This window comes from Myxococcus sp. CA033 (assembly GCF_013336625.1).
In the GTDB taxonomy this organism is placed as follows: Bacteria; Myxococcota; Myxococcia; order Myxococcales; family Myxococcaceae; genus Myxococcus; species Myxococcus llanfairpwllgwyngyllgogerychwyrndrobwllllantysiliogogogochensis.
Window position 1 is genome coordinate 500408 of the sequence record NZ_JABUMU010000002.1, and the last position, 14414, is coordinate 514821.

A 14414-nucleotide genomic window follows, 5' to 3' on the forward strand; every position below is an offset into this window, starting at 1 on the left:
GGCTTCCGCGATGAAGTCACTGGAGTCCTGGGGGCGTTACCCCCAAGTCGAGCAGCGCACGCAGGCGCTGACGTGGCGCTCGGACGCACTGCCGCAAGTCTCTGGCTCCGTGCTGCCGCACGGGCTGGGGCGCAGCTATGGCGACTCCTGCCTCAACGGGGGCGGGACGCTGCTGCTCACCTCGGGCCTGGACAAGCTCATCGCCTTCGACGCGGCCACGGGCGTGGTGCGCTGCGAGGCGGGCGTCACGCTGGACACGCTGTTGCGACTGGCGGCGCCTCGGGGCTGGTTCCTGCCGGTGACGCCGGGCACCAAGTACGTGACGGTGGGCGGCGCCATCGCCAACGACGTGCACGGGAAGAACCACCACCGGGGCGGGACGTTCGGCCGCTATGTGCGCCGCTTCGAGCTGGTGCGCTCGGATGGCAGCCGCCGGGTGTGCGCGCCGGACGAGAACCCGGACTGGTACGGCGCGACGATTGGCGGCCTGGGACTCACGGGGCTCGTCACGTGGGCGGAGGTGCAGCTCAAGCCCATCAGCAACCCGTACGTGCTCCAGGAGACGGTGCCCTTCGGCAACCTGGACGAATTCCTCGTCGTGGCGCGCGAGTCCGAGGCGGACCACGAGTTCACCATGGCGTGGGTGGACTGCCTGGCGCGCGGCAAGAAGGTGGGACGGGGCCTGCTGTACCGGGGCAACTTCGCGCCGCCGCAGTTCGACGGGCTCCCGCTGACCAAGAGCCACCTGTCGCATGGCATTGGCCTCGCGGTGCCGATGGACATGCCGGCCTTCTGCCTCAACCGGCTGTCGGTGTCGGCGTTCAACTGGCTCTACTTCCACCGGCAGAACGGCAAGCCCAAGCAGCGGCTGACGCACTACGACCCGTTCTTCTATCCGCTGGACGCCATCTACGCGTGGAACCGCATCTATGGCAGCCGGGGCTTCCTCCAGTTCCAGTGCGTGGTGCCCTACGCCACCGCGCGTGACGCGCTGAAGGACATCCTGGAGCGAAGCTCGCGCGGCGGACTGCCCAGCTTCCTGTCGGTGCTGAAGACCTTCGGTGACCTTCCCTCGCCGGGGTGGATGTCCTTTCCGCGCCAGGGTGTGACGCTGGCCATGGACTTCGCCAACCGGGGGGAGAAGACGTACCGGCTGGTGGAGGAGCTGGACCGGGTGACGCGCGAGGCGGGCGGCGCGGTGTATCCGGCGAAGGACGCGCGGATGAGTCCGGAGAGCTTCGCCGCGTACTTCCCGCGCCGCGCGGAGTTCGCGGGGTACATCGACCCGGCGTTCTCCTCATCGTTCTGGCGGCGGATGAATCCGGTGGCCATGCCCTTCTCGCTGGAATCGGAGCGCGCTTCCGGAGCGCCGCATCCCAAGTCCCTGCTTGCGCTTCGCTGACCTCTCTCCGAGATTGCCGACCCCATGAAGAAAGTGCTCGTCCTCGGCGCCACCAGCGCCATTGCCCAGGCGACGGTGCGGCTGCTCGCCGCTCGCGGTGCCTCGCTGTACCTCGTGGGCCGCAACGCGGAGAACCTGGACGCGGTGGCGAAGGATGCCGCCACGCGGGGCGCCGCGAAGGTGGAGTCGAAGGCGGTGGACCTGAACGACTTCGCCGTGCACGAGGCGCTGGTGGACGGGGCGTTCCAGGCGCTGGGCGGGCTGGACGGCGTGGTGCTGGCGCACGGCGTGCTGGGAGACCAGGCGGAGGCGCAGCGCTCGTGGACGGCGACGGAGGCGGTGCTGCGCACCAACTTCCTGAGCGCGGCGTCGCTCCTGACGGTGCTGGCCAACCGCTTCGAGGCGCAGAAGGCCGGCACGCTGGTGGTGATTTCGTCGGTGGCCGGAGACCGCGGCCGGCAGAGCAATTACGTGTACGGCACGTCGAAGGGCGCGCTGACCGTGTTCCTGCAGGGCCTGCGCAATCGCCTGGCGAAGTCCAACGTGGCGGTGGTGACGGTGAAGCCGGGCTTCGTGGACACACCGATGACGGCGCACCTGCCGAAGAACAAGCTGTTCGCCTCGCCGGAGAAGGTGGCACGCGGACTGCTCAGCGCCGCGGATGCGCGCAAGAACGAGGTCTACGTTCCCGGCATCTGGGCGCTCATCATGCTCATCATCAAGAGCATCCCGGAATCCGTGTTCAAGAAGTTGAAGCTCTAGCTGTAAACGGACGCCGTCAGCGGCGCGGCTTGTCGGACGGCCCTGCTATCTCCACACTCGGGGCATGGCCTACGGCAAACGCGAGACAGAGGGTGTCGCGACCCTCGCCGACATCGAGGCTCTGCCCGAGGGCGTCGTGGGCGAGATCATCGAAGGAACGTTGTATGTGCATGCCCAGCCACGTGCTGGGCATATGAATACCCTTGGAAGTCTGCATGCCCTGCTCTGGAGCCCCTTCCAGCATGGGAGTGGCGGACCTGGGGGCTGGTGGATTCAGGTGGAGCCCGGCATCCGGCTGGAGGGTTCGCCGGAGTTCATTCCGGACGTCGCGGGCTGGAGGAAGGACCGGGTGGCACGGCTACCCACGGGTTCCTGGCTCGTAGCACCTGACTGGGCCTGCGAAATCCTGTCACCGTCGACACGTGCGTATGACCTGCACATCAAGCAGCCGTTCTACGCGCGGATTGGCATCAAGCACTTGTGGTTCATCGACGTGGACGCACGAACCCTCACGGTGAGCGAGCTGCGCGACGGACTCTGGATGGAAGTAGGGACCTACGGTGATGAGGACGTCGTCCGCGTGCCTCCGTTCGAAGACCTCGAGCTGAGACTCGGCGCGCTCTGGCCGTTCGTGGAGCCCTCCGCCGGGATATAGCCTCTCGCGTCCGCTTGTCAGACAGCGCTGCTATCTCCACACTCGGGGCATGGCCTACGGCAAGCGCGAGACAGAGGGTGTCGCGACCCTCGCCGATATCGAGGCTCTGCCCGAGGGCGTCGTGGGCGAGATCATCGATGGAGCGCTGTACACGCATGCCCGCCCCGGTGGTGGGCATGTCTATTTCGGGCTGAGACTCTTTGGTGAGCTGGATGGTCCGTTCCAGCTCGGAAACCCAGGGCCGGGCGGCTGGTGGCTCATGGTCGAGCCCGGCGTGCAGGCCGGAGGCTCCCCGGAGTTCATCCCAGACCTCGCGGGCTGGCGGAGAGAGCGCGTCGCCCGTCTTCCCGAGCGACAATGGACCACGGAGCCCGACTGGGTCTGTGAAATCCTGTCGCCGTCGACTCGTGCGTATGACCTGCGCATCAAGCGCCCGTTCTACGCGCGACTCGGCATCAAACACCTGTGGCTCATCGACCTGGACTCACGCTCGCTCACCGTGAGCGAGCTGCGTGAAGGACAATGGGCCGAGCTGGGCGTCTACAACGAGCACGACGCCCTCATCCGAGTCCCACCCTTCGAGGACCTGGAGCTGCGCTGGGGCTGGCTCTGGCGCTCCCTTCAGCGCACCGACTGAAACCAGCCTCCAGCGCGCACCCGAACTTCAGCGCACCGCCGGACGGAACCACGTCGGCTCGGCGCGCACGGACGTGCCACCGGTGAACATGCCGCTGGTGAAGAAGGCGTTCTCGAAGAAGATGTACGGGTGGACGAGCTCCGGGCGACCGGCCGCGTCCAGCTTCGCCGCCTGCGCCTCCGGAATCTCCACGTCCAGCGCACGCAGGTTCGCCTCGAGCTGCTCCAGCTTCGTCGCCCCGATGATGGTGGAGGCCACCCCCGGCCGCCGCGTCACCCACGCCAACGCCACCTGCGCGGGCGGCTTGTCCAGCTCCCGCGCCACCTCCATCAGCGTGTCCACGATGCGCCAGTTCTTCTCCGTGAAGAGCTTCTCCATTCCCGGGTTGCCTCGGCCCTGCACGGCCGGCAGTCGCCCCTCTCCCTTCGCCACCAGGCCCTCTCGCGTGTACTTGCCCGACAACAACCCCGACGCCAGCGGGCTCCACGGGGTGATGCTCGCCCCCAGCTCCAGCGCGGCCGGGATGTGCTCCCGCTCGATGTTGCGCTCCACCAGCGAGTACTCCAGCTGCAACGCGACGACGCGCTCCCAGCCCTCGCGCTCCGCCAGCGTCTGCGCCCGCGCGAAGTACCAGGCCGGCACATCCGACAGGCCGATGTAACGAATCTTCCCCGCCCTCACGAGGTCCGTCAGCGTGCTCATCACCTCCTCCATCGGAGTGATGCCGTCCCACGCGTGCATCCAGTACAGGTCCAGGTAGTCCGTCTTCAGCCGGCGCAGAGAGCCCTCCACCGCGCGGTGGATGTTCTTGCGGCCGTTGCCTCCCGCGTTCGGGTCTCCCGGCGACGTGTTCACCGTGAACTTCGTCGCGATGACGGCGCCGTCACGCCCGCCCTGCTTCGCGAAGTAGTCCCCGATGATTTCCTCGCTCGTCCCGTTCGTGTAGCCGTCCGCCGTGTCGAGGAAGTTGCCCCCTGCCTCCAGGTAGCGGGCCAGCAGGCGGTGCGCCGTGTCCTTGGGGCTCCCCCAGCCCCACTCCGTGCCGAACGTCATGGTCCCCAGGGCCAGCGGGCTCACCCGCAGCCCCGAGCGCCCCAACAGGTGGTAGCGAGAAAGCGAGTCGATGCGGTTCGTCGTCGTCATGTGTGCCTCCGTGAATGACCTCAAACTGCCGCCCGAGGGCCTTTCGGAGAAGAGACACGGCGCGAAAGCACTGTTTAGAATGGCTTCACAATGGCACTGACCCCACTGAACGAGCTGGCCGTGTTCGTCTCCGTCGCACGGCACAAGAGCTTCACCCGGGCCGCGAAGGAGCTGGGCGTCTCCACCTCCGCGGTGAGTCAGTCCGTGCGGCTGCTGGAGGAGCGGGTCCAACAGGCGTTGTTCTTTCGCACCACTCGCAACGTGTCACTCACCGACGCTGGCCAGCGCCTGCTGGAGCGCGCCGCCCCGGGACTGGAGTCCGCCCTCAACGCGCTCGAGCACCTGTCCGCCGATACCACGCAGCTCACCGGCACCCTGCGACTCACGGTGCCCAGCATCGCCCTCGCCAGCATCATCGAGCCGGTGCTGCCCCGCTTCCTCCGGGACAATCCGCATGTCCACGCGGAGGTGCGCTTGTCCGACAGGTTCGTGGACATCGTCGAGGAGGGGCTCGACGCGGGACTGCGGCTGATTGAAGCCGTGGAGAAGGACATGGTGCAGGTGCGGCTCACGCCCGCCTTCCGCTTCATGGTCCTCGCCTCCCCCTCCTACCTGAAGCGCCACGGCACCCCGATGCACCCCGAGGACCTGGCGAAACATGACTGCATCACCTACCGCGCGCCCACGACGAGCCTGCCCTATCACTGGGAGCTGGAGCGGGGTCGCAAGGAGCTGCGCATCCAGGTGAAGGGCCGGCTGGCCACGGACCATTCCGAGGTCATGTACCGCATGGCGGTGGCGGGCGTGGGGCTGACCTACCTGGCGGAGCTGCAGGTCGCCCCCGCCCTGCGCGCGGGCACCCTCGTGCCCGTGCTGGAGGACTGGGCGCCCTCCGTCCCGGGCATCTTCCTGTACTACCCCCACCGGGCCCGCGCGTCGGCGCCGCTGCGCGCCTTCATCGCCCTGGCGCGCAAGCTGCTCCCCACGAATTGACACGGGGGCATCGCCACCTCACGACGCCGGCGCGGGCTCCTCCAGGAACGCCAGCGCCGTTCGCGCGAAGTCCTCACGCTGCTCCCCGAAGATGGGGCCATGTCCCCCGCCCGGGACGACCCACAGCCGGGACGCGGGAATGGCGCGATACAGCTCCACCGACAGCTCCAGCGGATAGAGCGGGTCCTGGTCCCCCTGGACGAGCAGCGTCCGCGCGCGCACCGTGCCGAGCAGCGGCGGCGTGAAGTTCATGTCGTCGAAGCTGTCCGCGAAGCCTCGGCCGTGTCGCCAGAGCGCGCGAATCTGCGCGTCTCCGTGGACGTGCTTGGCGCGCATGTCCGCCCACTCGGCCTCGGTGCGCGATTCCTCCGTGAAGGTGGCCATGAAGCGGCGCGCCTGCGCGGGGTAGTACGGCGTGCTGGAGACGAGCACCATCCGCTCCACGCGGCCCGGTGCACGCGTCGCGAGGTGCAGCAGCGTGTTGCCACCCAGGCTCATGCCGATGGCGCGAAACCGCTCGATGCCCAGCGAGTCCAGCAGCGCGAGCACGTCCACCCCGCCCTGGCGCGTGGTGAAGTCCTCTGACGGGTTGTCGGTCCGGCCGTGGCCCCGCAGGTCCGGGATGATGAGCCGGTACTCGCGGGCGAGCATGTCCAGGTCGAACACATGGACCCAGTCCGCGCCCGTCCCCGTGAAGCCGTGGAGCAGGACGAGAGGAGGGCCCTCGCCCATCAGCGTGCAGTGCATTCGCAGGCCATCGAGCGTGACTGTCCGCAGGTCTTTCGTCGCGTTCATCCCGTGACTCCCGTGAGGGACTGGAGGTGTTCCAGTCACGCGGGGAAGTACGGGAGACTTTTGCAACTTGATAGCTGCGTTCTTTTCCGCAAAACTGCTTCGCGGCATCACGGCATGGGAGTTCACGCCGGGCCGGACGTCGCAGCGCTAGTCGAGTGCTCCGTCGATGATCTTCTTCGCCACGCCGAACGAGAAGCCCGCGCGAGCCAGCGACGCGAGGTCGCGCTTGCGATTCTCCTCACGCGTGGCCAGGTCCTTGCGAAAGGGCCCCAGTCGCTTCTTCCGGGCCCAGATGCGCGCGGCGTCCTCGTCGGAGACCTCCGCGGTGGCCAGCGCCAGCTTGCGCTGCACCAGGTCCGAGGCCACGCCCTTCATCCGCAGCTTCTGCGCAATCATCCGCGTGCTGCGCCCCGAGGCACGCAGCGACTGCGCCTTCATCCCCGCATAGGCGTCGTCGTTGACGAGGTTGTTGCGGACGAGCTTCTGCGTGAGCGCGTCAATCCACCCGAGCGCCTCGGCGCGGTCTCCGCCATGCTCCTTCACCGAGCGGTCCACCCGGCGTACCAGCACGCGCTTCAACTGGCTCACCGTGGAGGCGTAGCGCTTGAGGTAGTGCAGCGCCACGTTCTCCAGATAGCGGGCGGACACCTTCCGGGGTCGCTTCTGTTTCCTGGGGGGCCTGCTGTCCTGTCCGGTCCGGTCGTCGTCCACGTGGCCCCCTATCTACCAGGGGCGTCTGACCCGGACGCGAAACAAGAGGTGTCAGGTCCAGGAACACCCAAGCGGGCAGTCAAGCGGCGCCACCGCCTCCTCACTCGCCCTCATCGCGCGGCGGCGGCATTCGCGGCGCAGCTCGCGGGCACGGACGTCCCAGGCGCCAGGGCCTCGCAGAGCGGACTTCCCGAGGCATCCGGCAGCGTCACGCCCAGCCACGTCGCCAGCGTGGGCGCCAGGTCGAGCGGAGTGACGGGCCGCCCATGGCGCGCGGCGGGGAGGCCCTGGCCGAAGAGGATGAGCGGCACGTGGATGTCGTACTCGTACGGCGTGCCGTGCGTGCTCGCATGGTCTTCCCCCGGGTCCAGCAGCACATGCGGGTCCGCGATGATGACGAGTTCCCCGGACCGCGCCGGCACGTACTCCCCGCGCACCCTTCGAGCGAAGCCCCGCTCACGACCCGCGCTCACGTCCGAGGCGGAGACGACGTCGGAGATGCCAGGCAGCGCCTGGACCGCGGTGCGGCTCACCTCGACGGCATCTTCCAACCTCACCTTGCGCGCCTTCAGTCGCGACTGACGCAGATACAGGTGCGGCGTGCTGAAGGCCTCCACCCAGTCCTCGGGTCCGAACGCGCGGTCCAGCGCCGCGTCCACCGCGTGCGTCACGAGCGCACCTGGCATCCGCTGCTCGGCTCGCGAGGGCGCGGGCGCCATCCCGTGGTCCGCGCTCATGGCCACCAGCACCCGAGACAATCCGAGCTCCCGCTCCAGCGTCGCCAGGAACGCGGCCAGCGCCCTGTCCATTCGGAGAATCATGTCCGCCGTCTCGTGACTCTCCGGACCGAAGGCGTGGCTCACCACATCAACACTCGACATGCCGATGGCCAGCAGGTCCCTCGCACCAGGACGCTTCCCCAGCGCTTCGGCGCGCAGGCCCGCCAGGGCGAACTCGAACAGCTTCTCCGCGCCCAGCGGGGTGTAGAGGAAGGCGTCCTCCGTGGAGAGGGGATGCGGAAACGTCCGCCCCAGGTCCTCGGGTGGACGCTCGCGCGCATCGTCATCGGGCCCCAGCGCGCCGTACGCCCCGGGCTCCGCGCCTCGTGCCCAGACTCCACCCTTCTGGGAGACCTGGGCCTGATTCCAGGTGGAGACCCAGGATGGCAGTTGCTCCGCGTGGTGACGGCTCGTCGTGAAGCCCTTCGTGCCCCACCAGTACGCCTGTCCCCGGTGGCCTCCGAGCATGATGGCGGCGCGGTCCTTCAACGAGACGGACAGCACGCGCGACGAGGCCCCATGCGTCGCGAGCAACCGGTCTCCCAACGTCGGCACCAGCAGTCGCCGGGGTGACACGCCCTTTCCCTTCGGGTCATCCAGCGGTGGGCTCGCGGCGTCCTTTACACAGCTCACCTCCGCGCCGGACTCCCGCTCGTACCACTCGTTGGAGATGATTCCGTGCGCGCCGGGCAGGGCCCCCGTCGCGAGCGTGGCGTGTCCTGGACACGTCTTCGTCGTCGCATAGGGATAGCGCGCGGAGTCGAAGACGGTGCCGCCCTCCAGCAGCCTGCGGAAACCTCCCGGCCCCATCCGATGGCGCCACCGCTCCAGGTCGTCGTAGCGCAATCCGTCGAACACCAGGAACACCACCAACGACGGACGCGCCTCTTCCACGGCGGACGCCTGGGCCCGCGAGAAGCCTCGGACTGGAGCCACCGTGCGCGACCCCACCTTGCCCGAGGACACCTCCGGCTCACGTGCCTCGCTCGGGCGCGAGCCCAGCACCACCCATAGACAGCCCAGCGACACGAGCGTCCGACTCCATGAACCCGTCATGATTCCACCTCCGACACCGCGCACCTCGCGATGTGGAGGGCATCCTGCGAGCGCTCCGCGCCATCAATCCAATGGATAGACTGGATGGAGCCGATAGAATGGTTCGATGGATCTGGACCCTCGCTATCTCGAGACCTTCCTGACGGTGAGCCGCGAGCGGGGCTTCAGTCGCGCGGCGACGGTGCTGCACCGGACGCAGCCGGCGGTGAGCTACCAGATTCATCAACTGGAGCAGCAGTTGGGCACCGTGCTCTTCGACCGCACGACGCGGCGACTCACGCTGACCGACGCGGGCACGAAGCTGCATGCCCTCTGTGAGCGCTTCTTCGACGAGTTCGGTCGACTCGCGCGCACGTTCAAGGAAGGCGACACCCAGCCAGCACCGCTGCGCATCGCCTCGGTGAGCGGCTTCGGACGCTATGTGCTCTATCCCCTCCTCTCCCGTGAGCGGGCCTCCGCGCCGTACTCCCTGCGCTTCCCCACGGCGGACCAGGTCTTCTCATCCCTGGAGGACGGTGTCTGTGACGTGGGCTTCGTCTACCTGCCCCACGTATCGAGCCGCCTGCTGACCGCGCCCGTGTGGCGCGAGGAGCTGGTGCTCGTCGGTCCGCCCCAGGCACGGGGACGCGCGTTCCCGTCGCTCGCGGCCTTCGAGGACCTGGCCTTCATCACGTATGACGAGTGTGAGTACGTCTTCGGCAAGTGGTTCGAGGGCCACTACGGACGACAGCCCCGCTCCGTGCGGGGCACGTACCACTTCGAGGAGCTGGAGGAGGTGCTGGGCACGGTGGCCGCCGGCCACGGCTGGTCCATCCTCCCCGACCACTGCGTCGCCCAGGCCGCCCGTCAGGGCACCGTCGTCGTGCCCCAGGCCCCGAGCCGCCAGCAGGTCGTCAACCTCATCTACTCCGTGCAGCGGGCGAGCGCCCCGGAGAACCCCGCGGCGCTCCGCCTCATCGAGTCCCTGCGCACCGCCAGCGAGCAGCGTGGACTCACCGCGCCCAAGACACGCCGGACCAAGGCCCGGCGCAAGGCGCGGTAGGCGCCTCGGAGGAACGGAGCGGGCTCCCGCGAGCGCGCCACAGGGCAATCATCCTTTTGGGCACCCCGTGCTCCCTGGCTACGATTGGGCGCAGGAGCCCTCCATGACCACCGCCACCCCTCTTCACTCCGAGCCAGGGCCCGTCGCGCCAGTGCCAGCGGCGCCCGTCCCCGCCCCTCCGGTGCCCGAGTCTTGGAGCCCCGCGAAGCGCATCGCGTTCCGCTTCGTCTGCGCCTTCGTCCTCATCTACTGCTTCGCCTTCCCGTTGGACGCGCTGCCCATCATCGGCAGGCCCCTGGCCACGGCCATCTCGGGCTTCTGGCAGGTCGTCGTGCCCTGGGTCGCCCGACATGTGGTCGGCTACGAGCAGGAGCTCTCCATCGCCACGTCCGGCAGCGGAGACAAGGCCATCGACTACGCACAGACGGCCCTCTGCCTGGTGCTCGCCTTCATCGCGGCGAGCGTGTGGTCCGTCATCGACCGGCGTCGCACCCGGTACGTGAAGGCCCACGACTTCCTGCGCGTCTACGTCCGCTACATGCTGGCCCTCGCCATGCTGTCCTATGGCTTCGCCAAGGTCTTCAAGTCCCAATTCCCCTTCCCCACCGTGGACCGACTCACGCAACCCCTGGGCGAGTTCTCTCCCATGGGGCTGCTGTGGACCTTCATGGGCTTCTCCCCGGGCTACAACCTCTTCACCGGAGGAGCGGAGGTGCTGGGAGGCCTGCTGCTCCTCTTCCGACGCACCACCACGCTCGGCTCACTGGTGGTCGTCGGCGTCATGTCCAACGTAGTAGCGCTGAACTTCTTCTACGACGTCCCCGTCAAGCTCTACTCCACGCTGCTCCTGCTGTACGCCGTCTTCCTGCTGCTGCCCGACCTCCGACGCCTGGCCGACGTCTTCGTCTTCAACCGCGCCGCCCAGCCCGCAGTGCTCGACACGCCCTTCGCCTTCTCCTCCCGCGTCACCTGGGCGCTGCGAGGCGTGAAGCTCCTCTTCATCGGCTGGATGCTCTACTCCAACGCCAGCCGGACCCTGGAGGGCCACATGAAGTGGGGAGATGGCGCGCCACTGCCGCCGCTCTACGGCCTCTATGAGGTCGAGTCCTTCACGAAGGATGGACAGGTGCTGCCCCCGCTCCTGGGCGACACCTCGCGCTGGCGCAGCCTCGCCATCGGCCGCTTCCGGATGACCCTCCGGAAGATGGACGACTCCACACAGCGCTACCAGGTGTCGGGCAGCCCGGAGACCCGGACGCTCGTCCTCGCCGAAGGCCGGGGCGAGGACGCGAAGAAGACGACCTTCACCCTGGAGCAGCCAGACCCGGAGCACCTGGTCATCCAGGGCACCTTCGAGGGCGCCGCCCTCCACGTCCGCGTGCGCAAGGTGGACACCTCCCAGCTCCAGCTCCTCAACCGAGGCTTCAACTGGGTCCAGGAAGTTCCGTTCAATCGCTGAAGCGGCTACTCGGAAACCACCGTATCCGGGTGGCAGATACCCGCGAGGGCCGCGGCGGTCGTCGGCAGCGGCTCCACGTAGCGTCCCTCGCCGAACCCCAGCGCCCAGAAGCGCGGTCGCACCTCCTCGCGCGCCAGCAACCGCAGCAGCAGGAACTTCGCCTCGTCCTGCCCGTCGAAGGCCATGGGGAAGGTGTTGTGGTGCATGGCCACGGACGTGGAGGAGTTCAGCACCTTGTGCGCATCCAGGGCCTCGCGCGGCCCCATGTGCACCTTGTGGATGATGCGCGGACGGAACGCGCCAATCGGCAGCACCGACAGCCGCATGGGCCCGAAGCGCGCGGCCATCATCGAGAAGTGCGGACCGAAGCCCGTGTCCCCCGCGAAGAGCACCGGCCCTCCCGTGGTGGAGACGACGTAGCCCGCCCACAGCGTCTCGGACAGGTCCGTGAGGCCCCGGTTGGAGCGGTGCTGCGCGGGCACCGCCGTCACCTTCACCTCCGGCGTCACATCCGTGGACTGCCACCAGTCCAGCTCCTCCACGTTCCGGAAGCCCTCGCCCTTCAGCAGCGCCTTGTTGCCCAGGCCGACGATGAAGCGCGGATGGTGCGCCTCCTCCAGCCGGCGCAGCGTGGGCAAATCCATGTGGTCATAGTGGTTGTGACTCACCACCACCACGTGGATGGGCGGCAGGTCCTCGAAGCGGATGCCCGGCGGATGCACGCGCTTGGGCCCCACCCAGGGCACCGGGCTGGGCCGGTCCGAGTAGATGGGGTCCGTCAGCACATTCACCCCGTCCGCCTGGAGGAGCACGGTGGCGTGGTTGATGAGCGTCACCCTCAGCCGGCCCGGCCCCACCCGCGCCGGAGGAGGCCTGCCCGGCGTCAGCTCCTCGTACTCCCGCCACTCTCCGCGAGGCTCCTTCAGCGCCGCCTCCACCAGCTCCGTCGTCTTCAGCTCCGGCGCGTCCCCGAGGTTGTGGAACTTCTCGCCATCGAAGTGCGCGAGCGGCGGCCCCTGGTGACTCGGGCCCGCGAAGAGACAGCCACCGAGGAGCGGTGCGCACAGCAACAGGAACAGAACCGTCGAGGTGGGGGACTGGCGGTCCAGGGGCATGGGCACGACACTCCATCGAAGCGACCGAGCCCTCCGGCCAGGGCGCGCTGGGGACCCATCGTAACGGCCGGCGTGACGACGCGCAGGCCTCTTCAAGGGGAAGTGGCGACCTGGGGCTTCTCCAGCACGGGCGCGGCCTTGAGCGTGTGCTCGCGCAGCCACGCCACCGTGTCGCGCAGCGTCTCGTCCAGGGGACGGAACGACGCGCCCAGCTCCCGCCGCGCCTTCGTCGAATCCACGCTCAGCTTCGCGTGCATGACGCGCACACCCTCCACCGTCAGCGACGTCTGGCCCCCCGTCAGGCGGGCCCACGTCTGCCCCAACGCGCCCAGCACCACCGCCAGCCCATGCGGCAGCGTCCGGCGCGGCCCCTTCACCCCCGTCACCCGCTCGAGCGCCTGGGAGAGCGTCACGAGGTCCACGAATTCACCGCCCACCAGATACCGCTCGCCCGCACGGCCCTTCTGTGCCGCCACCACCGTGGCCTCGGCCACGTCGCGCGCATCCACCAGCGACGAGCCGCCGTCGAGCAGCGCCGGCATCTTCCCCGCGAGGAAATCCAGCACGAACTGGCCCGAGCCCGTGGGGCCCGCGTCCCCCGGCCCGAACATCCACCCCGGCAGGATGTAGACCACCTCCAGGCCCGAGCGCGCGCTGAAGGCATTCAGCTCCCGCTCCGACTCCACCTTGCTCTTGAAGTACAGGTTCGAGGAGGCGACGGGTGCGGGCGGCGTCTGCTCGTCTCCGGCCGAGCCGTCCGGCTTCGTCCCCACCGTCCCCGAGGAGCTGATGTCCAGGAAGCGCTTCACCCCGCGCCGGTGCGCCTCCTCGGCAAGCTCCACCGTGGCCTTCACGTTGATGGCATACAGCTTCGGCCAGTGGTCGCCGGGCGCGTAGTATTCACGGAAGTAGGCCGCCGTGTGGATGACCACGTCACAGCCCTCCAACGCGGCCGCGAAGCCCTTCACGTCCAGCATGTCCCCTTCCACCACCTCCACGCCCGCAAGGCCCCCCAGCACCTGGCGCGCCTTCGACGGCGAGCGGGCCAGCGCCCGCACCGTGTGCCCTCCCGCCACCAGCGCCCGCACCACGTTGTTACCCAACAGGCCCGTGCTACCCGTCACGAATGCGCGCATCCCGCGTCTCCCAGTCTATATGAGCACTGTTCAGATAAGAAGCAATCTCAGCAGTGTCAAGATGAACGACATCCCAGGAAGGGGGCAGGGGCGATGACGACTCGGGTCGGGAAGAAACCGGCGGCGCCGCGAAAGCGCGCCTACCACCACGGAGATTTGCGCCAGGCCCTGGTGGACGCGACGCTGAAGCTCATCGCGACGGAGGACGTGGGTGCGGTGTCCCTGCGCGAGGTCGCCCGGCGGGCCGGTGTGACGGCGGCGGCGCCCTACCACCACTTCCGGGACAAGGATGCGCTCCTGGCGGCGGTGGCGGAAGAGGGCTACCGGGCGCTCAACCAGCGGATGGACGAGTCGCTGTCCAGCATCCGAGCCCCCCGGACGGACAACCAGCTGCGGGCGCTCGCCCGGTGCTACGTGCGCTTCGCCGTGGAGCACCCCGCGCACTACCGCGTCATGTTCCGGCAGGAGTGGGGGGACGAGGAGAAGTACGCGAGCCTCCACGCGGAGGGCATGCGCGCCTACGGGCGGCTCCAGGAGCTGGCGAAGGAGACCACGGGCGGCAAGGTGGACATGGACACGCTCGCGTTCACCGTCTGGGCCTGGGTGCACGGCCTCGCCTCGCTGTGGAATGAGGGGCCCCTGCGCAAGAAGACCCGGAGCGACTCCATTGAACCCCTGCTGGAGCGCTCCGTGGAGCTGTTCGTCGGGTGGGTGATGGCGAAGTAGGCC

Annotated in this window: 14 protein-coding genes; 8 read left to right on the forward strand and 6 right to left on the reverse strand. The window is 68.6% G+C overall.

Annotated elements, in window-relative coordinates:
- Nucleotides 1–10 precede the first annotated feature (10 nt).
- The 4 genes from HUA78_RS07870 to HUA78_RS07885 all read left to right on the forward strand — a co-directional run bounded on the left by HUA78_RS07870 (nt 11) and on the right by HUA78_RS07885 (nt 3456).
- Nucleotides 11–1402, forward strand: coding sequence for an FAD-binding oxidoreductase (locus HUA78_RS07870; protein WP_174454197.1), 1392 nt, complete (start codon nt 11–13; stop codon nt 1400–1402).
- Nucleotides 1403–1426: 24 nt separating this feature from the next.
- Nucleotides 1427–2164: an SDR family oxidoreductase gene (locus HUA78_RS07875; RefSeq protein WP_141641651.1), complete on the forward strand. Its 738-nt coding sequence runs from the start codon at nt 1427–1429 to the stop codon at nt 2162–2164.
- 64 nt (nt 2165–2228) lie between these two features.
- On the forward strand, nt 2229–2819 hold the full coding sequence (locus HUA78_RS07880; protein WP_174464870.1) for a Uma2 family endonuclease: 591 nt from the start codon (nt 2229–2231) through the stop codon (nt 2817–2819).
- A gap of 49 nt (nt 2820–2868) precedes the next feature.
- Nucleotides 2869–3456, forward strand: coding sequence for a Uma2 family endonuclease (locus HUA78_RS07885; protein ID WP_174454195.1), 588 nt, complete (start codon nt 2869–2871; stop codon nt 3454–3456).
- A gap of 27 nt (nt 3457–3483) precedes the next feature.
- Here HUA78_RS07885 and HUA78_RS07890 read toward each other — a convergent pair whose 3' ends face one another.
- The gene (locus HUA78_RS07890) at nt 3484–4599 is read right to left on the reverse strand and encodes an aldo/keto reductase (protein ID WP_174454194.1); all 1116 of its coding nucleotides are present in this window, start codon (nt 4597–4599) and stop codon (nt 3484–3486) included.
- Nucleotides 4600–4689: 90 nt separating this feature from the next.
- Here HUA78_RS07890 and HUA78_RS07895 point away from each other — a divergent pair, with 90 nt between their 5' ends.
- Nucleotides 4690–5592: a LysR family transcriptional regulator gene (locus HUA78_RS07895; RefSeq protein WP_174454193.1), complete on the forward strand. Its 903-nt coding sequence runs from the start codon at nt 4690–4692 to the stop codon at nt 5590–5592.
- Nucleotides 5593–5610: 18 nt separating this feature from the next.
- Here HUA78_RS07895 and HUA78_RS07900 read toward each other — a convergent pair whose 3' ends face one another.
- From HUA78_RS07900 to HUA78_RS07910, 3 genes are all read right to left on the reverse strand, one after another.
- On the reverse strand, nt 5611–6387 hold the full coding sequence (locus HUA78_RS07900) for an alpha/beta fold hydrolase (protein ID WP_174475996.1): 777 nt from the start codon (nt 6385–6387) through the stop codon (nt 5611–5613).
- A 147-nt stretch (nt 6388–6534) separates the two neighbouring features.
- Nucleotides 6535–7098 carry a regulatory protein RecX gene (locus tag HUA78_RS07905; RefSeq protein ID WP_141641645.1) on the reverse strand — a complete coding sequence of 188 codons (564 nt, stop codon included), beginning with the start codon at nt 7096–7098 and terminating at the stop codon, nt 6535–6537.
- Between the two features lie 110 nt (nt 7099–7208).
- Nucleotides 7209–8933, reverse strand: coding sequence for an alkaline phosphatase family protein (locus HUA78_RS07910; protein WP_174475997.1), 1725 nt, complete (start codon nt 8931–8933; stop codon nt 7209–7211).
- Between the two features lie 106 nt (nt 8934–9039).
- On the opposite strand from HUA78_RS07910, the gene HUA78_RS07915 reads away from it, so the two are divergent.
- Both HUA78_RS07915 and HUA78_RS07920 read left to right on the forward strand, forming a co-directional pair.
- Nucleotides 9040–9975, forward strand: a complete 936-nt coding sequence (locus HUA78_RS07915; protein ID WP_141641643.1) for a LysR family transcriptional regulator — start codon at nt 9040–9042, stop codon at nt 9973–9975.
- 103 nt (nt 9976–10078) lie between these two features.
- Nucleotides 10079–11434 carry a hypothetical protein gene (locus tag HUA78_RS07920; RefSeq protein ID WP_174475998.1) on the forward strand — a complete coding sequence of 452 codons (1356 nt, stop codon included), beginning with the start codon at nt 10079–10081 and terminating at the stop codon, nt 11432–11434.
- A 5-nt stretch (nt 11435–11439) separates the two neighbouring features.
- On the opposite strand, the gene HUA78_RS07925 is transcribed toward HUA78_RS07920, so the two are convergent.
- Complete coding sequence (locus HUA78_RS07925) at nt 11440–12549, reverse strand: MBL fold metallo-hydrolase (protein WP_174475999.1); 1110 nt, start codon at nt 12547–12549, stop codon at nt 11440–11442.
- A gap of 92 nt (nt 12550–12641) precedes the next feature.
- Complete coding sequence (locus HUA78_RS07930; protein ID WP_174476000.1) at nt 12642–13685, reverse strand: SDR family oxidoreductase; 1044 nt, start codon at nt 13683–13685, stop codon at nt 12642–12644.
- 93 nt (nt 13686–13778) lie between these two features.
- Between HUA78_RS07930 and HUA78_RS07935 the strand changes: the two genes are divergently transcribed.
- Nucleotides 13779–14411: a TetR/AcrR family transcriptional regulator gene (locus HUA78_RS07935; protein WP_174454187.1), complete on the forward strand. Its 633-nt coding sequence runs from the start codon at nt 13779–13781 to the stop codon at nt 14409–14411.
- Nucleotides 14412–14414: the final 3 nt, after the last annotated feature.